This is a genomic window from Microbacterium sp. HSID17254 (assembly GCF_003989315.1).
Classification (GTDB): Bacteria; Actinomycetota; Actinomycetes; order Actinomycetales; family Microbacteriaceae; genus Microbacterium.
This window is the reverse complement of record NZ_RBLT01000023.1, coordinates 31,501-55,571: the sequence shown is the minus strand read 5'-3', so window position 1 is coordinate 55,571 and position 24,071 is coordinate 31,501. Positions and strand designations below refer to the sequence as shown.

Here is a 24,071-nt window from a genome sequence, read left to right as displayed (position 1 = left end):
GCGGCGGCACCCGCGTCGCGGCGTTCATCGTCGCGGCCGCCCTCGTCGGCGGCGTCGCCGGATTCGGCGGCGGCGCCCTGCTCACCGGGCTGCAGGACTCCCCGTCCTCCGGCACCGCCCAGGGCCCGCAGACCGTCACCGTCAACAACCCCGGCTCGGTCAACGAGACCACTGCCGTCGCGACCGAGGCCCTGCCCTCCGTCGTCACCATCGAGGTGGCCGGATCGCAGGAGGCCGGCAGCGGCTCGGGCGTCATCATCAGCAAGGACGGCTACGTCCTCACCAACACCCACGTGGTCACCCTCGGTGGGGCGGCGGCCGATCCGACCATTCGCGTCACGACCTCCGACGGCCGTATCTACGACGCCACCGTCGTCGGCACGGACCCGATCTACGACCTCGCGGTGATCAAGCTCACCGATGCGGAGGGCCTCACGCCGATCGAGTTCGCGGACTCGTCGAAGCTCAACGTCGGCGACACCGCCGTCGCGCTCGGAGCCCCGCTGGGCCTGGCGAACTCGGTCACCACCGGCATCGTGAGCGCGCTGAACCGCAGCATCCAGATCGCCTCCTCCGCGCTTCCCGACTCCTCCTCCGAGGACGCCCCGCAGCAGCAGGCGCCGGAGGACGGGCAGAGCGAAGGGCCGTTTCAGTTCGATCTGCCGGGCAACAGCGGTCAGCAGGCCACCGAGTCGATCTCGATCGCCGTGATCCAGACGGACGCCGCGATCAACCACGGCAACTCGGGCGGCGCCCTCGTCAACAGCAAGGGCGAGCTGATCGGCATCAACGTCGCCATCGCGAGCTCTGGCAGCTCCGAGGAGTCGGGCTCGATCGGCATCGGCTTCGCTATCCCGTCCAACATCGCCAAGCGCGTCGCGGACGAGATCATCGCCGACGGCGCGGCCACCCACGGTCTGCTCGGCGCATCGGTCCGCGATGCCTCCGGCGTCGAGGGCGCGACCGAGGCCGGTGCGTACATCGCCGAGGTCACCGACGGGGGCGCGGCCGCGGCCGCCGGTCTCCAGGCCGGCGACGTCGTGACGAACTTCAACGGGGTGCCGATCACGAGCGCGACCGACCTGACCGCTCAGGTCCGTGCGGCGGCGGCCGACAGCACGGCTGACGTGACCTACGTCCGCAACGGCAAGCAGAGTCAGATCGAGGTGACGCTCGGCACGCTCGCCGGCTGATCGCCCCGTCAGAGAAGGACGCCACCCGCGCGATAGGCTCGCCGGGTGGCGTCCTTCTCTTTCGGCACCGGCAATGCGGCCAAGCTGCTCCGGATCCCGCTGTACGCCCTCGGCCGTCTCGGCACCCTCGTCGTGCCGCGCGGTCGGCGCTGGGTCTTCGGCTGCGGCGCCGGCGTCGGCGACGGTGCTCTCGCCCTGCACCGGTATGCGGCAGCGAAGGGGCATGACACCCTCTGGCTGACCGGGTCAGCGCGCGAAGCGGCCGACGCCGAGGCCCTCGGCCTGCGGACCGTCCCGCGGGGCGGCCTCCGCGGCTGGTGGGCCACGGCCCGCGCCGGCGTGCTCGTCGTGACGCACGGCCTCGGCGACGTGAACCGCTACGGCAACGGCGGTGCCTTCGTCGTGCAGCTCTGGCACGGCATCCCGCTCAAGCGCATCGGACTCGACTCCCCGGCCACGACGCAGGTGCCTGCCGTCCCCGGCGCCCCGATCCTGCGGCGCCTCGTCGGGCTGCTGTACCGCGGCGCCGCGCAGCGGATCCGCGTGCTCCCCGCGGCGTCGCACCGGGCCAGGGCACGCCTCGAGTCCGCGTTCGGACTGAGCGACGACCGGGTCGTGGTCACGGGGGAGCCGCGCGTCGACGTGCTGTCGATCGGTACACCCCAGGAACGCCGCGCCCACGCACGGGCTCTGCTCGCCGAGGCCGTGGGCGTGATCGGCGACGCCGACCGCATCGTGCTCTACGCGCCGACGTGGCGGGACGGCGCCCCCGACCCCTCCGTGCCGACGGCCGAGGAATGGATGCGGATCATCCAGGTGCTGGAGGAGCACGACGCCGTCCTCCTCGTGCGCTCTCATCCGCTCGGCGACGGCAGCTACGCGCCGCCCCTGCCGACGACACGGGTGCGGGCGCTGCCCAGCACGGTCGTCAGCGATGTCACGCCGCTCCTTCCCGCCGTCGACATCCTCATCACCGACTACTCCTCGCTCGCCTACGACGTGGGCCTCCTCGCCATGCCGGTCGTCTTCCTCGCGCCGGATGTGGCGGAGTACGCCCGGACCCGTGGTTTCTACGGCCGCTTCGAGGAGGTCGCCGCGTCGGGCGTCGCGACCGGGTGGGAGCCCGGGCTCGCGCGGCTGGCATCGCTGCTGGGCGACGCGGCCGCGTTCGACGAGGCCGCCGGGCGTTCCGCTACGCTCAGCGCGGAGATGCACGCGTTCCGCGACGGCCAGAACACCCGTCGGGTGTACCGCGCGATCCGTGCGCGGGGGGTCCCCGCGCCGAAGGGAGCAGAATGACGACGGCCCGCATCGATGACACGGCACAGGCGCTGGTCATCGCAGGGACCGGGGAGCGTCCGACGAGCGCCGAGCTCGTCGGACCGCGAGCGCGGGTGGAAGCCCGCCTCACCGGCGGGGGAAAGACCTGGAAGGCGACGTTCGTGCTCCGTGCGTCGCGATGGGGCGGTCCGGAGCTGCCTCTGCCGTCCGGGGAGTACGAACTGCGCATCGAGGGCGTCGACCTGACGGCCCTCCGTCTCGCGCCGGTCGTGCTCCCGGGCGTGCGGATCGCCGTCGACGGCGCCGTCGCCCGCATCGGCGCTCCCCTCGACCCGGTGTACGACACGGCGGAGGGACGCTCCACGCTCGAGGAGCGGTACGTGGCGCAGGCCGGCGGTATGGAGAACGCCGTGTTCTTCGAGAGCTTCTACGGCCGGAGCGTGGGCTGCAACCCGCGCGCCATCGACCGCGAACTCGCCCGGCGTGCACCGCAGGTCCGCCGATACTGGAGCGTCGTGGACCTGTCGGTCGAGGTGCCGGAGGGCGCGATTGCGGTGATCGAGGGCAGCCCGGATTGGTGGCGTGCTCGCGGCGCCGCGCGGCTCCTCGTCGTGAACGACTGGATGCGGCGCCGCTTCGTACGCAAGCCGGGGCAGAAGGTGCTGCAGACCTGGCACGGCACGCCTCTCAAGCGCCTGGCCCTGCACCGTCCCGGCTTCGACCCGCGCCGGATGGCGGCGGTGGTCAAGGAGTCGCGGCGGTGGGATGCGCTTCTCGCGCAGAACGCGTACGCCGCACGGATCCTCCGCAAGGCCTACGCGTTCTTCGGGCGGCCGATCTGGATCGATGGCTATCCGCGCAACGATGCGCTGCGCACGGGTGACCCGGTCGCGGTGCGCGCGGCACTCGGCATCGGGGCGGACGAGCGCGTTCTGCTGTACGCGCCGACCTGGCGGGACGACCGGGCAGAGATGGTCGACTTCGTCGATCCCGAGCTCCTGGCGCGGCAGACGAACGCGGTCGTGCTGGTGCGCGGTCACTCGCGCACGCTGGGGGAGGGCAGGGACCGTGCCGGCGCGCGGGTGATCGACGTGACCGGCTACCCCGAGACGTCGCAGCTCCTGCTCGCCGCCGACGCCCTCGTCACGGACTACTCCTCCGTCATGTTCGACTTCTCCGTCACCGGCAAGCCGATGTACTTCCTCGTGCCCGACCTCGACCACTACCGCGGACAGCTCCGGGGCTTCTACTTCGACCTGGCGGAGCGCGCACCCGGCCCTCTGGTCCGCACCCAGGACGAGCTCGTGGCGGCGATGGCGGACGAGGGCCACCGGGAGCGCTACGCGGAGCGCTACGCCGCCTGGCAGCGGCAGTTCAACGCGCTCGACGACGGCCGTGCCGCGCAGCGGGTGGTCGATCGGATCCTCGACCTCGGATTCGTCACGCCGTAGTCGTCGGAGGTCAGGGCAGCGGGGTGTTGCGCGTGCCGAGCCGGGACGCGTCCACGGTGTCGCCGGCTCCGCGCAGCACGCCCCCGATGAAGCCCAGGCCCCACGAGAGGTGCATGGTGGGCAGCACGAGCAGCGTCCACAGGCGCTGCCGCACGCCGCCCCCGCCCGGGGCGAGGGCCACCCCGATCACGAGCAGCACGTAGAGCGCGAGCGGGAGGTAGACCAGACCCGAGGCGATGAGGGAGACCGTGCCGGACACCGCCCCGGTGAGCTGCAGGATGCCGAGCACGACGGCGAGCACGACGAACAGCAGGAGCACCGGCGGGGCGAAGTAGCGCAGACCGTTGCGGCGCCCGAAGCGGCGCACCAGCTCTCCTCGCCAGGCCCCCGTCGCGCGGAACTGCCTGGCCAGTCGCAGCCAGCTCTCCCGGGGCCAGTAGGTCACCGCCAGCTCGGGGTCGAACCATACGCGGTGACCGGCCTGACGGATGCGCAGGTTCAGCTCCCAGTCCTCGCCGCGGCGGATCGACTCGTCGAAGAGCCCGACCTCGTCGAGGACCTCTCGTCTCATCACACCGAGGTAGGCCGACTCCGCCTCGCCCTCGACCCGGCCGCCGTGATACGCGCCGCCGCCGAGGCCGACGGGGGAGTTGTACAGCCGGGCGACGGCCTTCTGGAACGGGGTGCGGCCCTCCGCGTGCATGACGCCGCCGACGTTGGCCGCTCCCGTGCGCTGCAGGGTCTGCAGGGCACGGGCGGCGTATCCGGGGGCGAGCTCCGAGTGCGCATCGACCCGGATGATGGTGCGGTAGCGGCTGGCCCGGATCGCGGCGTTGAGCCCGACGGGGATGTGCGCGGCGGGATTGTCCACCAGCCGGATCCGGTCGTCGGCGGCCGCGAGGCGGCGCGCGAGGTCGGTGGTGCCGTCCGACGACGGTCCCAGCGCGAGGACGAGCTCGGTCGGAACCCCCACCTCCTGGGCCAGCACCGAGGCGACGGCGTGCTCCAGGTAGGCGCGTTCGTTCAGCACCGGCATCACGAAGGACACCCCGGTGACGGGGGCGGGGGATCCGTTGGCTGGCACACGTCGATCATGTCACGCGCGCCTCCCCGCGCTCTCCCAGGCGGAGCATCGGGACCCCGGGGCGCCCAGGGGGAGGACAGCGGGACGAATTATCCTGGAGGGATGGGTGCACTGTCTGACGCGAAGAAGGCCTATCGGCTCCTGCGACGGGCGCTCGCGTCCCGGTCCGCGGTGCAGCGCGTCCGTCGCCGCCTCGCGGCCCAGGAGCCCTATCCCGCCGATCACTTCCGGGTCGCGGTGTACTTCGCCGACGGCGCCGTGAACATGTACCAGATGCGTCAGTGGTACCGCCCGCTCGCCGCGCTCGCGGAGCGCTGGCCCGTCGTGGTGCTGGCCCGCCAGGCGACCGGAGCGGAGAAGCTCCTCGAGGAGGACGCGCCGCCCGTCGCCTTCGTGCCAACGGTGCGGGATCTCGAGCGTTTCCTCGCCACGCAGGACATCCGCGTCGTGCTGTACGTCAACCAGAACACCCGCAACTTCCAGATGTTCCGCTACGGCCGCCGCTGGCACGTGTTCATCAACCACGGCGAGTCCGACAAGATGTACATGACCACGAACCAGTACAAGGCGTACGACTACGCCTTCGTGGCCGGGCAGGCCGCCAGGGACCGCCTCTCGCGCACGCTGTGGGACTACGACGTGGAGCGCCGCACGATCGAGATCGGCCGTCCGCAGGCGGATCACTACTCGGGCTCCCTGCCGTACACCGCGGACGACCGCCTCGTCGTGCTCTATGCGCCGACCTGGGAGGGGGACCGCCCGAGCGCCCACTACGGCTCGATCGCGTCGCACGGCGAGCGGCTCGTCGCCCGACTGCTGGAGACCGGTCGTCACCGGGTGATCTACCGCCCGCATCCGCGGAGCGGCGTCGTCGACGACGCCTACGGGGCCGCCCACCGCCGGATCATCGCCGCCATCGCCGCGGCGAACGCGGCCGATCCCGCCGCACAGCACGTGTACGACGACGGTGCGGAGCTGGGATGGCAGCTCGCGGCCGCCGACGTCGCCGTGGTCGACATCTCCGCGATGGTCTATGACCGGCTCGCGGCCGGGAAGCCGCTCATGATCACGCGCCCGGTCGATGACCGTGCGGCCGTCGACACCACCGGCTACCTCTCGGACTGCGAATGGCTGACCGCGGAGTCTGCGGACGACATCGTCGCCGAGCTCGAGCGCGTCCGGGCCGACGAGGCGGCGGTCGCCCGCCTGCAGATGTGGGTCCGCCACTACTTCGGGGACACGACTCCGGGGGTCGCCACGGAGAAGTTCCACGCCGCCGTCGACGGGCTCATGACGGAGTGGGAGCGCTGGCGCGACCGCGAGATCGGCGTCGTCCGCGGCGATGAGGACGACGATGACGACGAGGCGGACGACGAGGACGTATGAGCTCCGGGTTCCCGCGCACCGCCGCGCTCGTACCGCGTCTCGAGGTCCTCGCCGCGACCGGGTCGACGAATGCCGACCTCCGCGCGAAGGCGCACGACGCTCGCGCCTGGCCGCACCTCTCCGTCCTCCTCACTCGTGACCAGACGGCGGGACGGGGGCGCCTCGACCGCCGCTGGACCGCTCCGGCGGGCACCGCGCTCGCGGTGTCGGTGCTCCTGCGCGACCTCCCGTCGGATCCCCGCGCCCGGGGATGGATCCCGCTCGCAGCCGGTGAGGCGATGACGGCCGCTGTCGCCGCGCAGCTCCCGGATGCCGAGGTGGCGCTCAAGTGGCCGAACGACGTGCTCGTCGACGGGCGCAAGATCTGCGGGATCCTCGCCGAGGCGGGCCCGGACGCGGTCATCGTGGGGGCGGGGGTCAACACGGCCATGGCGGCCGCCGAGCTCCCGGTGCCGACGGCCACGTCGTTCGCGGTGCACGACGTCGTCGCCGACGAGGACGCGCTGCTGCACGACTATCTCGGTGCGCTCGACGGGCACCTGCGCGCGCTCGCCGCCGCGGGAAGCGCGGTCACGAGCGGGCTGCGCGAGGCGGTGACGGCACGCTGCGCCACGATCGGACAGGCCGTGCGGGTGTCCCTCCCCGGCGGACGGATCCTCGAGGGCACGGCCGTCGGCATCGATGCGGAGGGGCGCCTGCTCGTCGCCGCGGAGGGGACCGCGCAGGCCGTCTCCGCGGGCGACGTCGTGCACGTGCGGCCCGCGTGACGCGGGGACACGCCGCCCCGCGGACGGCGTTGTCCGCGATCCCGGGCACAATGGGGGTGTGACCCAGCCCGTGACGCTCGGCGGAAGACCGCTGATGCCGCCGCCCGGCACCCCCGCCGAGGAGCTGCTCATCGCGCGCTTCCGCAGCCACGCGCGTCGCCTCTTCTGGTCTGCGCTGGTGCTCATCGCGGTCTTCGGGGTCACCGCGTACTTCTACGGCAACCTGCCGGCCGGGTTCGAGGACTGGATGCTGCTCGCCGCCGCCGGCCTCGTCGTCCTCGTGGCCGTCGTGATCCCGTTCATCGTCTGGTACTCGCGGACGACGACGATCACCACACGTCGGGTGATCGCGGCGCAGGGGCTGGGTTCGCGGCATCGCCGGGAGATGTCCCACGCGCGCGGCTACACCATCGGCGTCCGCCGCGGTCCGCTCCAGCGGATGTGGGGCTGCGGCACGATCACGCTCTCCAACGGCGTCGACGCCCCGCTGCGCCTCGTCAACGTGCCCAACGTCACCCTCGTGCACGAGACGCTGGCCGACCAGATCGAGGTGGGCCAGATCCTGGCCCACCGCGACGCCCAGGCGAGCGGCGACGACCTGTCCTGACCCGCCGGGGGCGTCCCCGGTGCCCGAGCGTTTCCGGTGCCCTCGCGCGTGCGGAAGAATGGGCATGACGAATGGAGGCGGCACATGGCGCTGCGCGTGGGCGTGATCGGCGGAGGACAGCTGGCACGGATGATGATCGCTCCGGCGGTCGAGCTCGGACTCGATCTGCGGGTCCTCGCCGAGGAGGAGGGGATGGCCGCGGGGCTGGCCGCCACGGCGGTCGGCGACTACCGCGATCTCGAGACCGTTCGTGCCTTCGCCGCCGACGTCGACGTCATCACCTTCGACCACGAGCACGTGCCGCAGGAGGTCCTGCGCGCCCTCGTGGCCGAGGGCGTCGCCGTGCATCCGGGTCCGGACGCCCTCCAGTTCGCGCAGGACAAGCTCGTCATGCGCGCGCGCCTGGCGGAGCTCGGCGTGCCCCAGCCGGAGTGGGCACCCGTCCGTTCGACAGAGGAGCTGCAGCGCTTCCTCGACGACCACGACGGTGCGGCCGTGGTGAAGACGCCGCGCGGCGGCTACGACGGCAAGGGCGTGCGCGTCGTGCGTTCCGCCGCCGAGGCGCTGGACTGGCTGGACGCGCTGGACGACACCGACGCGCTTCTCGCCGAGGAGCTCGTGCCGTTCGTCCGCGAGCTCGCCCAGCAGGTCGCACGGCGCCCCGGGGGAGAGATGATCTCGTATCCGGTCGTGGAGACCGTGCAGCGCGACGGCGTCTGCGCCGAGGTCATCGCCCCGGCCCCGGCCGCCACCGACCGGCTCGCCGACGTCGCCGAGGACATCGGGCGTCGTATCGCCGAGGGTCTCGGTGTGACCGGCATGCTCGCGGTGGAGCTCTTCGAGACCGAGGATGAGCGCATCCTCGTGAACGAGCTCGCGATGCGTCCGCACAACAGCGGCCACTGGAGCCAGGACGGCGCGATCACGGGGCAGTTCGAGCAGCATCTCCGGGCCGTGGCCGATCTGCCGCTGGGGAACACCCAGCCGCGCGCCGCCTGGTCCGTGATGGTGAACATCCTCGGCGGTCCCGCGGAGGGCACCCTGGGGGATCGCTTCGAGGCGGCGATGACCGCGCACCCGGACGCGAAGATCCACACCTACGGCAAGGCCCCTCGCCCCGGCCGCAAGGTCGGGCATGTCAACGTCGCCGGGGACGACCTCGACGATGCGGTGTACGAGGCCAGGGCCGCGGCGGCCGCGTTCGACTGAGTCGGCGGCAGGACACGGGAAAAGACGTGTGCCGCTCGGGGATTCTCCCAGCGCGAGACCGTAGCCTGATCTGGTGACCGAGCCACTGCACTCCTCCGCCGCCCCGTTGGTCGGCGTCGTCATGGGATCCGATTCCGACTGGCGCGTCATGAGCGACGCCTCCCAGGCGCTCACCGACTTCGGGATCCCGCACGAGGTCGAGGTGGTCTCCGCCCACCGCACGCCGGACAAGCTCATGTCGTACGCACGGGAGGCCCGGTCCCGCGGGCTGCGCGTCATCATCGCCGGCGCCGGCGGTGCCGCCCATCTGCCCGGCATGCTCGCGTCCATGACAGCGCTGCCCGTCGTCGGGGTGCCTGTGCCGCTGGCGTACCTGGACGGCATGGATTCGCTCCTCTCGATCGTGCAGATGCCCGCGGGGATCCCGGTCGCGACGGTCTCCATCGGCGGCGCCCGCAACGCCGGTCTGCTCGCGGCCCGGATCCTCGGTGCCGCGGACGACGAGCTCGCCGACCGCGTCGAGGCCTACGCCGCCGACCTCGAGGCGCAGGTCGAGGAGAAGAACGATCGGCTGAAGGGCTCGCTGTGACCCTTGCGCCCCCGCGCGCGACGCGGCGCCCGCTCATCGAGACGCGGCCGCTGCGGCACCCCGACTCCGGCGATGCCCGGCTCATGTCGAAACGCGCCTGGTGGCTCGTCGGGCTCAACGTCCTGCTCCCGGGCTCGGCCCAGGTCCTGGCCGGGAACCGCCGTCTGGGGCGGTTCGGTCTCGGCGTCACACTGACCACGTGGGTCCTCGCGATCGTCGCCCTCGGCCTCGCGCTGTTTGCGCGCCCCGTCTTCCTCTGGCTCGCGATCGGCGGCGGCCTCGTGTCCGCCGCGCTCCTGACTCTCGTGCAGGTGCTGCTCGTCGGCATCGTCGTCCTCTGGATCGTCCTCACCTTCGACACGCTCCGACTCGTCCGGCTCGTGAAGGTCCCCGCCCCGTCGCGCTTCCTGCTCCCGGTCGTCGCCCTCGTCCTGCTGGGCCTGGTCGGCGGCGTCACGGGGTACGCGGCGACGGCGGTGGGCTCCGTGCGCGGCAGCGTCGGTGCCATCTTCGGGCAGAGCGGCCCGAGCCTGCCGCCGAGCGACGGGTACTACAACATCCTGCTGCTCGGTGCGGACAGCGGTGACGGGCGCGACTCGATGCGATTCGACAGCATCTCCGTGGTCTCCGTGAACGCCGAGACGGGCGCGGTCACCATCACCGGCATCCCGCGCGAGCTCCCGCACGCCCCGTTCAGCGACGGCAGCCCGATGCAGGAGCTCTATCCGGACGGGTTCCAGGGCTTCGCGTCGTCGTCCTGCGGCTGGAACGGCTGGATGAACCACGTCCGGAATGCGGCCGAGGTGTGCCGCGAGGACAAGGGGACCGGGCTCTACCCCGGGGCGGACGCCGCCGGCTCGGCGCCCGGCATCGAGGCGACCAAGGACGCCGCGGAAGGGGTGCTCGGCATCGAGATCCCGTACTACGTGTTCGTCGACATGCACGGCTTCGCCGACCTCGTCGACGCTCTGGGCGGTGTCGACATCACGGTCACGGAGCGCCTGCCCAAGGGTGGGCCGCCCGACGGGTGGTCCGGAACCGACGTCAACGAGTGGGCCATCGGCTGGATCGAGCCGGGGGCGCAGCACATGGACGGCGACACGGCGCAGTGGTACGCCCGCTCGCGCTACACGACCAGCGACTGGGACCGCATGAAGCGGCAGCGGGAGCTGCAGGAGGCGATCCTCGCCCAGTTCACTCCGCAGACCGTCCTCACGCGGTTCAACGAGGTGGCGGCCGCGGGGACGGCGCTCATCAGCACCGATCTCCCGCAGGGCAAGCTGCCGGAGTTCTTCGATCTGATGCTCAAGGCGAAGGAGCAGCCGGTCCAGACCGTCGAGCTCACCCCCGAGAACGGCGTCGACGAGTTCGACCCGAACTACGACTTCATCCACGAGCTCATGCAGGAGAAGCTGCACCCGCCGACGGAGACGCCGACGCCCACTCCGTGAGCGTGCCGCGGGCATGACGCAGCCCACGGGTGATGTTCCCGGGAAACATCACCCGTGGGCGTCCGGTTCATGACCGGATTCGCCAGACGACGGTGATCGGAGGGGGAGGGATCACCGTCGTCCAGCCGACCACCGCACGAGGCGGCAGCCAGGCTCAGGCGCGCTTGCGGCGCGCGGCTCCGACGGCGACGAGGGCACCACCGGCGACCAGAGCGACCGCTCCACCGCCGAGGACCCACGGCGACACCGATCCGCCGGTGAGGGCGAGTTCCATGCCCCCGCCGGTGAGCGGAAGCTCGGTGCCGGCCGGCGCGGCCACTCCCGGATCGTGGTCGCAGCTCGATGCGGCCGTGTTCCCGTGCGAGACCGTCACCATGGCGGTGTACGGTCGCGAACCGGCGAAGTCGAGGGCGTAGGCCCCCTGTCCGTCGGACGGCGGGCGGAACGTCACCGTCAGGCTGCCGTCGGAAGCGGCGGTGTTGCCCGAGATGGCGGCGGCGCCGGCGTTCTGGCCGGACACGGACACGCCCACGGTCTCCGACGGCTCGAAGAACCCGGCGCCGAACGCGACGGTCGAGACCTCGCAGGTGTCGATGATCGCGTCACCCACCTTCGCGCTCGGCGGAGACGGGTACGAGTCGCTCGGCGCGGCAGAGGCGACGGTCGGCGCGGCCAGGATGAGCGCGCCAGCGGTAAGGCTGATGGCAGCCAGTTTCTTCAGCATGATTTCTCCCCAGAATTTCACGCGGAATCGCCTCCGGATACACCCCTGCATCCGACTGCGCGAGGCCCTCTGCCCCCACGGCAGGTTCACGGACCCCGGTTATTCCCCAGTGAGATGACAGTACCTCATCCGTCGGCGAATGTCACGAGCCGCAACGCAGGGTGTCGCGCGTCAGCTCCGGATCGACGATCAGCGGCGTGTGCCGCACCTCCGTCAGCCGTTCTCCCGCGCCCTCGCCCTGGAACTCCACCGTGATGGTCGTGGACTCTCCCGGGGCGAGCAGCACCTCGTGCTGCACGACGGGCCGGTCCTGAATGGTCGTCGTCTGGACGCCCTCCTCGGCGCCGTCGCGATCGATGTGCGAAGGCAGGGCGCCCTGGGGACCGTAGACGGCGATCAGGGTGCGCACGCTCCCCGCGGGCACTCCGTAGACGCCGTCGCCCGTGACGTACGCCGGCAGGGAGGTGGCGGCTTCGGCGGGTGCGGTGTTCGTCCAGGTCACGCGCACCTGCGTCGTCGGCGCTCCGGCGCACGTCCCCACCGCCGTCGCGATGGACGCGCGGGTGTAGTAGTCCATCTTCCCGCCGGTGCCGTCGTTGAAGAGCACGCCCACGGCCGCGGCGTCGGCGTCGTCCTGGGGGAGTGTGCCGCCCAGGGCGCTCGCCGCGAGGAGCTCCTCCTCCGGCTCGTGCGCGCTCCAGATCCGGACGCGTCCTTCCCCCGCGGCGTCCGCGAGAGCGCGGACGAGGTCCTGAGGCTTCGCGTTCGACAGCGCGGCCGCGAAGAGCCCACCGGCGGCCTGCGCGAAGATGTCGTCCTGGACGGCGGGATCGGGGACCGCGGCGTAGATCTCCGAGAGCAGGATGTCGGTCACGGTGTCCGCCGTCGCGGTGAAGGGGCCGAACGTCAGGTCGCCGGTGGCGCGCATGAGATGCGCCGCCACCAGCGCGTCGACGGCGATGACGCCGTCGACCTTCCCGCCGAACCGGCCCTCCCACCGGGCGGCGATGGTCTCGCCGGCCTCGCGGAAGTCCGGGATGCTCGTGATGTTCTGCAGATAGCGTCCCGGGCGGTCCTCGAAGAGCGCGACGGTGCTGTCGCTGAGGGGCAGCGCGGTGTCCAGCGGGGGGAAGTCGCGCGTGGAGGCCTGCTGCTGCAGCGTGATCCTGCCGTTCTCGGCGCGCAGCAGCGCGATGGAGCCGACGATGCCGCCCGACGACCGCAGCTCGGCATTGTTCTGCATCGCGAGCACGTAGGTGCGCGGTCCGTCGCCACCCAGCATCGTGGGCAGGAGCACGGATGCGCCGTGCAGGGCGCCCACGGCCGTCGCGGCCTGGGTGACCGCGCCCCGCATCTCCCGGACGGCGTCGGCCAGGGGTGGGAGGGTGGCGTCGGCGTCGATCCGCCGCGCCCGGTCCTCCGCCGAGGTCAGAGCCGCGCTCGCCGTGCCGAGCGGTTCCTCGATCTCCGCGAAGGGGGCGAGGTCGATCGCGCCGCCCGAGAAGCCGAGACTGGAGAGGTCGACCGCGTCGGCGACGTCGAGCAGCGGGTCCAGCGCGTCGGTGGAGACGTCGTCCGCGATCACGGCGATCTCGCTCACGGCGCGGAAGTTCGGTCCGAGCCAGGGGAGGACGCCGAACGCCTGCCAGATCGGGTCCCCGGTGAGAGACCGGGCCGACTCCGCGTGGTGGGAGATGCGTCCGGCGATGGGCCCGGCGGCGTCGAGATCGCCGGCGGCGATCGCCTGCTTGAGCTGCGTCGTCCCCTTCGAGATCTGCTGCAGGTTGTCCACCGCCCCGATGCCGCGCACGGCCACCCAGCCGAGAGCCAGGACGAGCAGCGTGATGAGGAGGCCGATGGTCCACCCGATCCACCGGCGCCGGACGGGAAGTCGACCATCGCTCACCCTGGCATTCAAGCACGCCGGCGGCATCCGGCGAGAGCCTCATTCTGTGGGAACGCTGAGTACCGCCCCGGGAAGGTGATGCGCTCCCCGCCGGGCCGGGGTCGCGCGGTTAGCCTGATCCCATGGGTGCTCGGCTGCGTGTTGTTCTGGATCAGCTCGTGCATGTCGTCGATCCCGACCAGGCGTCGGCGTCGCGCGATCTCGCCGTCGGTCTCGTCCAGACGGCGCCGCCGAACTGCACGGTGGACGCGATCGTGCCCGCGGGCGCGGAGGTCGGGATCCGCGGGATCGGCGAGGTGCGCACGCTCGCGGTCGGGCGGCGGGAGCTCGCGGCGTCCTGGCAGCTCGGCATCGCTCCCGGCGTCGGCGGCGGTCTCATCCATGCGCCGACGCTGCTGGCCCCGCTGGTCCGCCATGACCGCGTGCACGACAACGACCAGACGACGGTCACACTGTGGGACCTGCGCGCGTGGGAGGCGCCGTCCCAGCTGTCCCGGGGCGCGGTCGCCTGGCACCGGGGGATGCTGCGGCGCGCGGTGAAGCACGCGGACGCCGTGGTCGTGCCCTCCCATTCGATGGCCGAGAAGGTCTCGCGGCTCGCGAAGCTCGGCGACCGCGTCCGCGTGATCGCCGGCGCGCCCGCGCAGGATCTGGTGGTCCCCGCCGCCGCGTCCACGCACCGAGACGACCTCGGCGTCCCCGCGGACTACCTCGTGCTGTCCGGCCCGGAAGACGGCCTGGCCGCCGGCTTCCGCGGGGCCGTCGCCGCCGGCCTCGATGCCGTGGTGATCGGCGCGGCGGAGGGGAGTGAGCCGCGCATCGCCGAGATCGCCGCCGCCGCCGGACTGCCGGAGCGGCGTGCGCATATCCGCGGCGTGCTCGACGTCCCCGCACGTGCGGCCGTGATAGCCGGCGCGCGGGTCTTCGTGTCGACGGATGCCGTCGCCGGGTGGCCGTGGCGGGCGGTGGAGGCGATGACCCTCGGGATCCCCGTGGTCGCTACCGAGTCGGGGTGCCATCGCGATGTCATCGCCGACGGGGGAGCCGTGGTCGCGGCGGAGGATCTCGCGGAGGCCGTGGAAGATGCGGCGACCGATGGGGCGGCGCGGCTGCGCGTTCTCGCCGGCGATCGCGCGCGAGCCTTCTCGTGGGCGAGTGCCGCGGAGCGCGTGTGGAGTCTGCACGCGGACCTCTGAACACCTGAGAGCGGGCTCCGCATCGGTGCGACACGCCGAGCGGCGATCGCGTTTTCCCGGCAACAGTGGCATCATCTCGCAACTTCCGTCACACTGGTCACATGTCTCGACGTGCCCCACGCTCGCGAAACACCACGAAGGTCACCCGCCTTCTCACCTGTTTCCTCGCTGCCTCCGCTCTGGTGATCGGTACGGTGGTCCCCGCCACCGTCGCCTCCGCCGCCGTCTCCGCCGCCGCTCCGGCCGCCGCTGCGGCGGCTCCCGACCCGGTGCAGACAGGTCTGTCGAAGACGACGCTCGCGGGCTTCACTCCGGGCAACATCATCAGCGATGCCGTGTTCACCAACAAGGGCACGATGACCGAGGCGCAGATCCAGAGCTTCTTCAACAGCAAGGTGGCCCGCTGCCTCGGCGGGCGCGACGAGAACAACGAGCCGATCGTCTGTCTCAAGGACTTCCGGATGAACACGGTGTCCCGCCCGGGCGACCAGTACTGCAGCGGATACTCGGGTGCGGCGAACGAATCCGCGGCACGCATCATCTATCGCGTGGCACAGGCCTGCAACATCAACCCCCAGGTGCTGATCGTCATGCTCCAGAAGGAGCAGGGGCTGGTCACGCACACGTGGCCGAGTGCTTGGCGGTACCGCATCGCGCTGGGCCAGGGTTGCCCCGACACTGCTCCGTGCGACCCGAACTACATCGGGTTCTTCCATCAGATCTACGGCGCCGCGCGCCAGATGCAGATCTATATGGAGGGCAAGTGGTTCCAGTGGTACGCGCCCGGCCGCACGTGGAACATCCTCTACAACCCGAACACCGGGTGCGGCTCGGCGCCGGTGTACGTGGCCAACAAGGCCACCTCCGCGCTCTACTACTACACGCCGTACCAGCCGAACGCGGCCGCTCTCCGCGCGGGATATGGCAAGGGTGACGGCTGCTCCGCGTACGGCAACCGCAACTTCTACAACTACTTCACCGACTGGTTCGGATCCACGCAGGGCTCGCGTGGTGAGAACCTCCGGGTCGGCGGGGACATCTTCTTCGTCAGCGCAGGGGTTCGTTATCATGTCACGCCGGACGACTGGCCGGAGTACGAAGCCAAGTTCGGCGCGTTCCGCACCGTCGCCTCCGTGTCGCAGTACGCCGATGGCGGCACGACATCCCGTTTCGTGCGGAACATGTCGACCGGGGTCATCGCCTACTTCGACGGCGGCAAGACCCACCGGTTCCCGACGTGCGACCTCGTCGCTGCGTGGGGCGGTTCCTGCGACCGCCTCGTGCAGATGGCGGACAGCGATTTCGCGCGGATCGGTGCCGGACCGGAGATGACTCCGTTCGCGCGGGTCGCTCACGCCGGCACGGTGCACGTGATCTCGGGCAAGACCCTCATCCCGCTGTACGACGCTGCGGCCCGGGTCGCGGCGAACGGCGGGAAGGCCGATCCCTACGCCGCCGTGATGGCTCCCGTCTCGCGTGCGAAGTTCACAATGAGCTCGCGTATGCAGTTCGCGCCGGGACAGTTCGTCACCGCGTCCGGGACGTCGGAGGTGTACCTTGCGACGCAGGACGGGCGACTCCTGCATCTCCCCTCCTGGGATCTGGCGCAGGACCTCGGCCTCAGCCGGACGAAGGTGACCGTCCCGGCCTCGGCGCTGAACGGCTACAAGAAGGGCGTGCTCGGGGCGGTCTTCACCTGCGCCGGGAAGACGTACATGCCCTCGGGTTCCGGTCTCAGTGTCCTCACGCGAGGGAACACGACCGGCATCGCTGCGACCGCACTGGACGCACCGACCTGTGGCCGGCTCAACCTCTCCGGAGCACAGGTCACGACCGAGGCCTTCGTGCGCTTCGCCGGCTCCGACGCGGTGTTGCACGTCACCGCGGGGACGACTCGACACGTCGCGTCCGCGGGGCAGGTGCGTTCGCTCGCGGGTGGCGTCTATCCGAAGGTGACGCAGCTGCGCGCCGGAACAGCGAGCGCGTTCGTGGTGGGCGCCCCCTACATGCAAGCGGGAACACTCGTGCGCGCCGACGGAACGTCGGAGGTGTACCTCGTCGACGGGCTCACGCTCATCCACCTGCCGACGTGGGACATGGCCGCGGCGTTCGGCCTGGCGAAGACCTCGCGCCTCGAGTCCGCCGCCGCGCTGTCCTCGTTCGAACGCCGGCCCGCACTGACGACCTCTGTGTCGTGCAACAACGTCACTTTCGTCGCTGCAGGCGGCCGATTCGCCCCGTCTGCACCGCCTGCCGGGACCACGGTCACCACGCTCGCCCCCGCGACCTGCACAGCGCTCGGCATCAAGTAGGGCCGGTGCGCGGCGTCGAAGATGCCGGGCACCGGACCCCGATGCGAATAGGCTGAGAACGAGTAGCTGGTTCCGTCGATGCGGCGGATGTCGATGGGATGACGCCAATGGCCCTGTGGAAGCGGAAGCTCGCTGCGCGCGAAACCGACATCGAACGGGCGGATCTCGCGTATCCGGAGCGCGTCACGTCTCGCGAATACTACGGAGCCCTGGTGGGCATCCGCTTCGAGGACGACCTGGCCGCCGCTGAGCACTACCTCGCGGACGGGTGGCGGGAGGGCGTGGTCCCGCACCCGTTCCTGCATCGGCCGATGGTGCGCGCGTCCATGGACGCTGCCGTCACGCTGCGAGACGAGCTCCGCGCATTCGCGACCGAGGCGAACGCGCTGCCGCAGTTCGGGGCGATCGGCGGACTCATCAACGGCGAAGGCCTGCGGGAGAACAGAAAGCTCTCGCATCTCGCTGACGTCGCCGAGTTCCTCCGCGCGCCCCGCTCCGAACAGGACGCCGCTCCGGTGCGATCAGGCGGGAGCTGGGGGCGGCTGCGGGCCATCCTCGCGGACGCCGCTCACGTCGTCGCGCGCATCCACGAGGCGGAGATGTTCGACGCCGCGCGCTACGCCGGCGATCGTCCCTTCCTCACGTGGCGTGCGGCCCTCGATGACTATCTGGTGGACGGGGAGACGGCGGGACGCACGCCGAACTGGGCCTTCGAGCCCGAGTGGCACAGCGCTCACGACCGCGCGCAGGCGCGCGGAACTCGCACCTTCAACCAGCTCTTCTCGTATGTTCTCGGGGGTGAGCGGACACAGACCACACCCGCCGACGCGAGCAGCCGTCCCCTCGCCGAGCTGCTTCGACTCGCCGACAGCGACGAGATCGAACCGGTGGGCGGTGGGCGCGTGACGGTGGGAGCGCTGAAGAGCGCCACGCTCGCCGCTCAGCAAGGCCTCCCCGAAGCTCGCGCCGGGAGGCGGCTGTCTCTGCGCGGCGGGGAGAACACCCAGGTCGTCGTGATCGTGGATGGTCGTCACCTGGTGACAGCGGCGCACTACGAGGATCTGCGTGGGCTGGCACGAACGCAGGATGCGGAGTTCCGAGAGATCGTCGTCGTGTGCGATGCCGACGACGGGCACACGCCGCCCCTCCGCACGATCTTCGACGAGGAGCGGTTCTACTTCCGCTCGTCGGCACTCGGGCAGCCGTTCGGTGCTGTCGCCGCCGCGATCGTCGAAGAGGGCGCCTTCTCCGGCTGGACGCTCTGGAGGCCGGGACAGCAGTGGAAGCCGGGCGGCCTGGCGGACGTGTCACGGGCGTTGGACGTGCATCCCGAGGCGTCAGCCGTCGGTGCGTACACACCGTTCGCTCCTCAGAACTGGGGGGATCTCGACGGGGCGCTGTGGAACTCCCGCCTCGATGCCGCCGGGATCGTCTTCCGCGCTGACCGCATCGCTCCCGATCCTGCCCTGGACTATGGAGTGAACGCCGATGCGGTCGCGCGGCTCGCGATCGAAGGCGACGGCATCGTGCTGGAGGGGGATCGGTTCTGGGCGCGCCGTTACGACGGTTCCGTCTTCGCGAATCGTGCGGGCGCCAACAGTGCGCGGAAGCGACACCACCCGGCGGCCGACTGTACGCTGCCGTCGTCGGTGACGGCGACGGTCGTGATACCGACGTTCGAGGACTGGCGGATGACCGTGGACGCCGTGCGAGCGGTGCGCGCGACGAGCACGGCCGGGGTCATCGTCATCGACAACGGTTCGCGCCGCCCTGTCGGGGCGATTCTGCGCCAGGCGTTTCTCGGGGATCCGTACGTGCAGTACGTCCGGTTGCCGGCGAATGCCGACTTCGCGGTGGCGAGCGATGTGGGGGCTCGGATCGCGACATCGGAGACGGTCGTGTTCCTTAACAACGACACCGTCGTGCAGCCGGGGTGGTTCGACGGGCTGGCGGCCGCGCTCCCCGACGCCGCTGCGGCGCAGCCGCTGCTGCTCTTCGCGGACCGCACGGTCCAATCGGCTGGGACCGTGTTCGCCGGCGGGCTCGCGACTCCCCGACACCTGCTCACAGGATTCCACCTGACCGACGTGCCGCCGCACGTCGCCTCCTACTCCTTCTCCGCGGTCACCGCCGCGTGCATGGCCGTGCACAGGGCCGATTACCTTGAAGTGGGCGGCTTCGATGCGGAATACGTCAACGGGATGGAGGATGTCGATTTCTGTCTTCGACTGAAGGCGTATACGGCCCGTCCTCTGCGTGTCGTGCCGACGTCGACCGTCCTTCATCTCGAGAGCAAGACGGCGGGGCGGTTCGCCCATGTCCTGCCCAACCGCCGGCGTTTCTCGCAGGTGTGGAGGGAGGAGCTCCTCACCGAGCTGGACGACCGCTCGGTGTTGGATGGCGGGCCGTTGCGGGTCGCCGAGGTGAGGTGGGGAGAGCAGCGAGGATTCCCGCTGCGCGAGCCCGAATGGCAGATCGAACGTGTCGTGACGCCGCTGCAGACGAACGAGCGCACTCCCCGTCTTCGGTGGGCCCTCAAGACCTCGAGCCCCGGCACGATCCTGGGTGACCGCTGGGGTGACACGTTCTATGCCGATGATCTGGCGGCAGCTCTGCGGCGTCTCGGCCAAGACGTGGTCGTCGATCGAACGAGCTCCTGGCAGCGACCCGCGAGCAGCGGATGGGACGACGTCACGCTGACCCTGCGCGGCCTGCACCGGTTCACGCCTCAGCCGGACGCCGTCAACCTCCTCTGGGTGATCTCGCACCCGGACAAGGTGACCGTGGATGAGCTGAACGAAGGATGGGACGCGGTGTACGCCGCGGGGCCCCAGTGGGCGGCGGAGCAGGGACGGCGCTCGGGCGTCGCCATCAGCCCGCTGCTGCAGGCGACCGACCCCTCGCGCTTCCGTCCGTCGCAGGACAGACCGCGCGACGGCGGCGTGCTCTTCGTCGGCCGCACGCGGGGAGAGCGGCGGCCGGTCGTGCTCGACGCGGTGCAGGTCGCTGAGGACGTCGAGGTCTACGGCGATGACGGCTGGGAGCAGTACATCCCCGTAAGCCACGTGCGTGGCCTGATCCTGCCGAACACCGAGCTGCCTGCGGCCTACGCGAGCGCGCGCGTCGTCCTCAACGACCACTGGGTCGACATGCGGCGCGGCGGCTTCCTCTCCAATCGGCTCTTCGACGCGGCGGCGACGGGGGCACGCATCGTCAGCGACGACGTCCCCGGGATGCGGGAGGTCTTCGGCGATCAGGTACACACCTATCGGGACCGCGCGGAACTGCAGCAGCTGCTCGCGCCGGGATCGACGATGTGGCCTTCGGCGTCGGACCTCGCGGCGGCGGGTTCCCGGATCGCCGCGGAGCATTCCTTCGACGCACGCGCTCGCCGGCTTCTGGACGACGTCCTCCCGCTCGCAGCCCACCGGGCTGCCGCGCACGGACGGACCTCTCAGGTCGGCTGAGTAGGATAGCCGGGTTGCCCGCGACAAGCCCGGTCGCCGAGCCCACCCCTCGAGAGGACTGCAATTGGCAGGAACGTTTGTCGATGTCGCGGACTATGATCGCCCGGGCCGTGGAAGCGGTCTCCTCGACGTCTTCCGGTGGAACTATCTGCTCCGGGTCCTGATCCGCAAGGGAACAGCGACGCGGTATCGGAACTCGACCCTCGGCTGGATATGGTCCTACGTCAAACCGGCGTCGCAGTTCGTCATCTACTACTTCATCATGGGCATCGTGCTCCAGAACCACCGCGTTGACAACTTCGCGGTCTATCTATTCAGCGGGATCGTGGTGGTGAATCTCTTCAATGAAGCCTTCGGCAACGCGACGAACTCGATCGTGGACAATCGCGCCCTCGTGCGGAAGATCTACATGCCTCGGGAGCTCTTCCCCGTGGCAGCGATCGTGGGCTCGGTGATCCACTTCCTCCCGCAGCTCGCCATCCTCGTGGTCGTCTGCCTGCTCATCGGCTGGGTTCCGACCGCAGCCGGCCTCGTCGGCGCCGTGCTCGGGTTCCTCCTCATCCTCGCCTTCGCTCTCGGTCTCGGCCTTCTCTTCAGCGGGCTGAACGTGCGCTATCGCGACGCGCAGAACTTCGTCGATCTCATCAAGATGTTCTCCACCTGGACCTCTCCGGTGCTCTACAGCTGGATCCTCATCGCCGAAGCGTTGCGGAACTATCCGTGGGCATCGTTCCTGTACACCGCCAATCCGATCACGATCGCGGTGGAGCTCTTCCATGTCGGGTTCTGGGAGCCGACGGTCGTCGAGCCGCAGGGGCTTCCGGAGTACTTCTCCTGGGCTGCTCTGTGCGCGATCGCGATCACGATCGTCTTCCTGATCGTCGGACAGGCCGTCTTCCGTCACTACGAGCGCACGTTTGCGCAGGACCTCTGATGCCGCAGATCGAAGTTCTCACCCAGTCCACGCCCAGCATCATCGTCGATCACGTGACGAAGCGGTTCCTGAAGCGCAACTCGCATTCGTTCAAGGAGGCGTTCGTCGGCTGGATCCGCGGTCGACGGGTCCGCGCCGACACCTTCACCGCCCTTGACGACGTCACCTTCCAGGTCGGCGAAGGCGAGTCGGTCGCCGTCCTCGGTTTCAACGGGTCGGGCAAGTCCACGTCGCTGAAGCTGGTGTCCGGCGTGCTCGAGCCGGACGAGGGCATCGTGCTGACCCGCGGCCGGGTCGCCGGGCTCATCGAGGTCGGTGCGGGGTTCCACCCCGACCTCACGGGTCGCGAGAACGTGTTCCTCAACGCCGCGATCCTCGGGATGAGCCGTGCCCAGACCGAAGCCCGCTTCGACGAGATCGTGGAGTTCTCCGAGATCGGGGACTTCATCGACCAGGAGGTCAAGCACTACTCCTCCGGCATGTTCATGCGCCTCGCCTTCTCCGTGGCGATTCACGTCGACCTCGACATCCTCCTCGTCGACGAGGTCCTCTCCGTCGGCGATGCACCCTTCCGTGAGAAGTGTCGGATCCGGATCAAGGAACTCGCGGAGAGCGGCGTGACCATGCTGGTCGTCAGCCACGATACCCGTATGGTGGAGGAGCTCTGCGAACGCGGAATCGTCATCAACCGCGGACGGAAGATCTTCGACGGGCCGATCCGCGACGCTGTCCAGGTGCTCAGGGAGGGGGAGCGATGATGGCGGCGACGGCCGAGAACGGTGGGAACGCTCGCCCTCTCTCGGTCATCGTTCCGACGCACAACGTGCGCTCCTGGATTTCGGAGACGATCCGCTCGATCCTCGCTCAGGACGTCGACGATATGGAGGTGATCGTCGTAGACGACCACTCCGACGACGGCACGCCGGAGCTGATCGAGCGAGTCGCTGCCGCCGATTCCCGCGTGACGGTCGTCCGAGCGACGAACCGCGGCGGCGGCTCCGCCAGGAATGAAGGGGTGGCGCGCGCGACCGGACGCTACATCGTCTTCGCGGACGGTGACGACATCGTGCCAGAGGGGGCGTACCGAGCGCTCGTCGAATCCCTGGAGGCCAGCGGATCGCAGATCGCCGTCGGCGACTATCTGAAGTTCTCGCCGACAGCGACGTGGCGCCCGACCGCCAGTATGCGCGCCTTCGACGCTCCCGTGCGCGGGGCGACGCTGACAGACATCCCCACGCTGATCTTCAGCCGCCCCTGCTGGAACAAGGCTTTCGATCGCGCGTTCTGGGTCGAGAACGACATCCGCTTCCCCGACGTTCCTCGCTCGAACGACATCGTGCCGATGGTGACCGCGTACGTCAAGGCGGACCGCATCGACGTCATCGAAGATGTCGTCTACCTGTATCGTGATCGACCGGGCGGGACCTCGATGACATCGCGAGCATCGTCCGCGGCCTCGTTCCTGAGTTACGTCACGCAGGAACGACAGTGCGCGGATCTCGTGGCGTCGGTCGGTGACGACGGTCTGCGTGCGCGTTATGCCTCCTTGATCCACGACCGCGACGGCTTCTTCCACGTGCGAAAGTTCCTGGCGTCGTGGACTCAGCCGCAGGATGACGATGCCGAGGCGGTCCGACTGCTCGCTGATCTCTTGGCGATCGCCGGCCCTGCGGCGACGTGGATCGACATCCGCAAGCGCGTAACGCTGCGTCTCTTCGCCGCCGGCGACATCCTCGCGGCGCGCGCCACGGCACAGACGGTGGACGGGGGGACGTGGAGCAGTGCTGACGGCCTGATCCGTCTGCGTTCCCTGGAGGCGCTCCTCCGGCACGCCGCTTCCGATCTTCTCGTCATCGCCCAGGGAGATCGCGCCTCCGACGGCGATGCCGATGCCGCCGAGGAGAGGTTGCTGCGGGGCGTGGCCGAGGCTCTGGAGAACGTTCGTATCGTCGACGCTCCGACCGAAGAGGCCTGGGTCCGCCTCGCGCAGGCAGCCGAGGAGGGGTTCGGAGAGCGTATCCGTGCGCTCGTGCCGGAGCTCGCTGCGGGTGACGTCGCCGCCGCTGCTGCCCGGCAACGCGGATTCGCGGCCACCGTGACGCCGCTGTTCGGTCGAGACCCCATTCGCCTACACACGAGGGCTTCGTCGCCGGACGCGATTCCGGTGCTGTGGAGTGCGGGGTCGGTCGTGCGACCGCTCCGGTGGTCGTGGAGCGAGAAGGACGGAGGATGGACGTGCGAGGCTGATTTCTCGCGTTCCCGCCTGCCGCGAGCGGTCCTCCTGCAGCCCGCTTTCCTCTTCGCTGACGGCGTGGTGGTTTCCGGTTATGCGGACTCCGACGTCCCGGAGTACCACCCGTTCGACAACCTCCTGTATGAGCAGAGCGGCGCCTGGGTCCGACTCGAGCGTCGTGCGCACTGGGTGTTCCGTGCGCCGCGCCGCCTCGTGATCCGCACGGTGTCCGCCGCCCGCACCCTGACTCGGCGTGTGATCCCTGCTCGGCCCTGACGCCT

18 protein-coding genes are annotated in these 24,071 nt (G+C 70.4%); 15 read left to right on the top strand and 3 right to left on the bottom strand.

Annotation, left to right across the window (positions count from 1 at the left end):
• The 3 genes from D8M34_RS12930 to D8M34_RS12920 all read left to right on the top strand — a co-directional run.
• The coding region (locus D8M34_RS12930) for a S1C family serine protease (protein WP_126894210.1) at positions 1-1,193 on the top strand (1,193 nt) is incomplete at its 5' end.
• Positions 1,194-1,238: 45 nt separating this feature from the next.
• Positions 1,239-2,492 carry a CDP-glycerol glycerophosphotransferase family protein gene (locus tag D8M34_RS12925; RefSeq protein ID WP_126894209.1) on the top strand — a complete coding sequence of 418 codons (1,254 nt, stop codon included), beginning with the start codon at positions 1,239-1,241 and terminating at the stop codon, positions 2,490-2,492.
• Positions 2,489-3,925 (top strand): CDP-glycerol glycerophosphotransferase family protein, encoded by a 1,437-nt coding sequence (locus tag D8M34_RS12920; protein WP_126894208.1) that lies wholly within the window; start codon positions 2,489-2,491, stop codon positions 3,923-3,925. Before D8M34_RS12925 ends, D8M34_RS12920 begins: the two co-directional genes overlap by 4 nt.
• A 10-nt stretch (positions 3,926-3,935) precedes the next feature.
• Here D8M34_RS12920 and D8M34_RS12915 read toward each other — a convergent pair whose 3' ends face one another.
• A complete protein-coding gene (locus D8M34_RS12915) occupies positions 3,936-4,961 on the bottom strand; it encodes a glycosyltransferase family 2 protein (protein ID WP_126894212.1) in 1,026 nt (341 codons plus the stop codon).
• A 150-nt stretch (positions 4,962-5,111) separates the two neighbouring features.
• On the opposite strand from D8M34_RS12915, the gene D8M34_RS12910 reads away from it, so the two are divergent.
• The 6 genes from D8M34_RS12910 to D8M34_RS12885 all read left to right on the top strand — a co-directional run bounded on the left by D8M34_RS12910 (position 5,112) and on the right by D8M34_RS12885 (position 11,018).
• Positions 5,112-6,395: a CDP-glycerol glycerophosphotransferase family protein gene (locus D8M34_RS12910; protein ID WP_126894207.1), complete on the top strand. Its 1,284-nt coding sequence runs from the start codon at positions 5,112-5,114 to the stop codon at positions 6,393-6,395.
• Positions 6,392-7,162 carry a biotin--[acetyl-CoA-carboxylase] ligase gene (locus D8M34_RS12905; protein ID WP_126894206.1) on the top strand — a complete coding sequence of 257 codons (771 nt, stop codon included), beginning with the start codon at positions 6,392-6,394 and terminating at the stop codon, positions 7,160-7,162. The genes D8M34_RS12910 and D8M34_RS12905 overlap by 4 nt, the downstream gene beginning before the upstream one ends.
• A gap of 58 nt (positions 7,163-7,220) precedes the next feature.
• On the top strand, positions 7,221-7,769 hold the full coding sequence (locus D8M34_RS12900; protein WP_025102995.1) for a PH domain-containing protein: 549 nt from the start codon (positions 7,221-7,223) through the stop codon (positions 7,767-7,769).
• An 84-nt stretch (positions 7,770-7,853) separates the two neighbouring features.
• Positions 7,854-8,978: a 5-(carboxyamino)imidazole ribonucleotide synthase gene (locus D8M34_RS12895; RefSeq protein ID WP_126894205.1), complete on the top strand. Its 1,125-nt coding sequence runs from the start codon at positions 7,854-7,856 to the stop codon at positions 8,976-8,978.
• Between the two features lie 121 nt (positions 8,979-9,099).
• Positions 9,100-9,567, top strand: a complete 468-nt coding sequence (purE, locus tag D8M34_RS12890; RefSeq protein ID WP_025102997.1) for a 5-(carboxyamino)imidazole ribonucleotide mutase — start codon at positions 9,100-9,102, stop codon at positions 9,565-9,567.
• A complete protein-coding gene (locus D8M34_RS12885; protein ID WP_126894204.1) occupies positions 9,564-11,018 on the top strand; it encodes an LCP family protein in 1,455 nt (484 codons plus the stop codon). Before purE ends, D8M34_RS12885 begins: the two co-directional genes overlap by 4 nt.
• A 154-nt stretch (positions 11,019-11,172) precedes the next feature.
• On the opposite strand, the gene D8M34_RS12880 is transcribed toward D8M34_RS12885, so the two are convergent.
• Together D8M34_RS12880 and D8M34_RS12875 are read right to left on the bottom strand one after the other, a co-directional pair.
• Positions 11,173-11,742: a hypothetical protein gene (locus tag D8M34_RS12880; RefSeq protein ID WP_025102999.1), complete on the bottom strand. Its 570-nt coding sequence runs from the start codon at positions 11,740-11,742 to the stop codon at positions 11,173-11,175.
• Between the two features lie 142 nt (positions 11,743-11,884).
• Positions 11,885-13,648 (bottom strand): DUF4012 domain-containing protein, encoded by a 1,764-nt coding sequence (locus tag D8M34_RS12875; RefSeq protein WP_062766430.1) that lies wholly within the window; start codon positions 13,646-13,648, stop codon positions 11,885-11,887.
• A 122-nt stretch (positions 13,649-13,770) separates the two neighbouring features.
• On the opposite strand from D8M34_RS12875, the gene D8M34_RS12870 reads away from it, so the two are divergent.
• The 6 genes from D8M34_RS12870 to D8M34_RS12845 all read left to right on the top strand — a co-directional run bounded on the left by D8M34_RS12870 (position 13,771) and on the right by D8M34_RS12845 (position 24,066).
• Positions 13,771-14,844, top strand: coding sequence for a glycosyltransferase (locus tag D8M34_RS12870; RefSeq protein WP_062766433.1), 1,074 nt, complete (start codon positions 13,771-13,773; stop codon positions 14,842-14,844).
• A 101-nt stretch (positions 14,845-14,945) separates the two neighbouring features.
• The gene (locus D8M34_RS19360) at positions 14,946-17,156 is read left to right on the top strand and encodes a hypothetical protein (RefSeq protein ID WP_194088848.1); all 2,211 of its coding nucleotides are present in this window, start codon (positions 14,946-14,948) and stop codon (positions 17,154-17,156) included.
• A gap of 107 nt (positions 17,157-17,263) precedes the next feature.
• The gene (locus D8M34_RS12860) at positions 17,264-20,623 is read left to right on the top strand and encodes a glycosyltransferase family protein (RefSeq protein WP_161973071.1); all 3,360 of its coding nucleotides are present in this window, start codon (positions 17,264-17,266) and stop codon (positions 20,621-20,623) included.
• A gap of 64 nt (positions 20,624-20,687) precedes the next feature.
• The gene (locus D8M34_RS12855; protein ID WP_062766442.1) at positions 20,688-21,557 is read left to right on the top strand and encodes an ABC transporter permease; all 870 of its coding nucleotides are present in this window, start codon (positions 20,688-20,690) and stop codon (positions 21,555-21,557) included.
• Positions 21,557-22,315 carry an ABC transporter ATP-binding protein gene (locus D8M34_RS12850; protein WP_062766445.1) on the top strand — a complete coding sequence of 253 codons (759 nt, stop codon included), beginning with the start codon at positions 21,557-21,559 and terminating at the stop codon, positions 22,313-22,315. Before D8M34_RS12855 ends, D8M34_RS12850 begins: the two co-directional genes overlap by 1 nt.
• Positions 22,312-24,066 carry a glycosyltransferase family 2 protein gene (locus tag D8M34_RS12845; protein WP_082758491.1) on the top strand — a complete coding sequence of 585 codons (1,755 nt, stop codon included), beginning with the start codon at positions 22,312-22,314 and terminating at the stop codon, positions 24,064-24,066. Before D8M34_RS12850 ends, D8M34_RS12845 begins: the two co-directional genes overlap by 4 nt.
• The last annotated feature ends 5 nt before the right edge of the window (positions 24,067-24,071 follow it).

Bases quoted from the DNA above. Each gene is read 5' to 3' on its own strand.
- D8M34_RS12920 (WP_126894208.1), top strand. From the start codon at position 2,489: ATGACGACGGCCCGCATCGATGACACGGCACAGGCGCTGGTCATCGCA.
- D8M34_RS12915 (WP_126894212.1), bottom strand. From the start codon at position 4,961: ATGCCGGTGCTGAACGAACGCGCCTACCTGGAGCACGCCGTCGCCTCG.
- D8M34_RS12910 (WP_126894207.1), top strand. From the start codon at position 5,112: ATGGGTGCACTGTCTGACGCGAAGAAGGCCTATCGGCTCCTGCGACGG.
- D8M34_RS12905 (WP_126894206.1), top strand. From the start codon at position 6,392: ATGAGCTCCGGGTTCCCGCGCACCGCCGCGCTCGTACCGCGTCTCGAG.
- D8M34_RS12895 (WP_126894205.1), top strand. From the start codon at position 7,854: ATGGCGCTGCGCGTGGGCGTGATCGGCGGAGGACAGCTGGCACGGATG.
- purE (WP_025102997.1), top strand. From the start codon at position 9,100: ATGGGATCCGATTCCGACTGGCGCGTCATGAGCGACGCCTCCCAGGCG.
- D8M34_RS12880 (WP_025102999.1), bottom strand. From the start codon at position 11,742: ATGCTGAAGAAACTGGCTGCCATCAGCCTTACCGCTGGCGCGCTCATC.
- D8M34_RS12870 (WP_062766433.1), top strand. From the start codon at position 13,771: ATGGGTGCTCGGCTGCGTGTTGTTCTGGATCAGCTCGTGCATGTCGTC.
- D8M34_RS19360 (WP_194088848.1), top strand. From the start codon at position 14,946: ATGTCTCGACGTGCCCCACGCTCGCGAAACACCACGAAGGTCACCCGC.
- D8M34_RS12860 (WP_161973071.1), top strand. From the start codon at position 17,264: ATGGCCCTGTGGAAGCGGAAGCTCGCTGCGCGCGAAACCGACATCGAA.
- D8M34_RS12850 (WP_062766445.1), top strand. From the start codon at position 21,557: ATGCCGCAGATCGAAGTTCTCACCCAGTCCACGCCCAGCATCATCGTC.
- D8M34_RS12845 (WP_082758491.1), top strand. From the start codon at position 22,312: ATGATGGCGGCGACGGCCGAGAACGGTGGGAACGCTCGCCCTCTCTCG.